At 51.2% G+C, this 389-nt stretch carries 1 pseudogene; it reads left to right on the top strand.

Features of this window, described 5'->3' with window-relative positions:
- Window positions 1-253: pseudogene (locus tag ACRPFF_RS11560) on the top strand (hypothetical protein); the annotation flags it as partial.
- Between the last annotated feature and the right edge of the window lie 136 nt (window positions 254-389).

The following is a 389-nucleotide window of genomic DNA, read 5'->3' on the forward strand; positions in this document are numbered from 1 at the left end:
CGGCAAACACCATCAAACCTACATCGCCAACCTGAACAATCAAATCAAAGGCACCGAATTTGAAAACCTGCCTTTGGAAGAGATTGTGCAAAAATCTTCAGGCGGCATGATTACCAACGCGGCTCAAACTTATGAGGGATTTGGGGACAACCGCCACGTCGATTTGATTGCCGAAGGCGTGGATTTGGCGTTGCGCGTTTCCCAAACCCTTTCCCCTTCGCTGATTGCGCGCCCGCTGGCGGAAATCGAATTTGAACAGCAGGCATGCGCTCTGCTGTTTGTCTGTGCCTACAAAGCACCCGAGCACAACACCGCCGCACATGCGCTTTTCTCTGCTTTGTAAGAGGGTCAGAATTTTGCCGACACCACAATCCCTACATGCAACGTTT

It is taken from the genome of Neisseria sp. SLRRB23, from assembly GCF_050896295.1.
Lineage (GTDB): Bacteria > Pseudomonadota > Gammaproteobacteria > Burkholderiales > Neisseriaceae > Neisseria.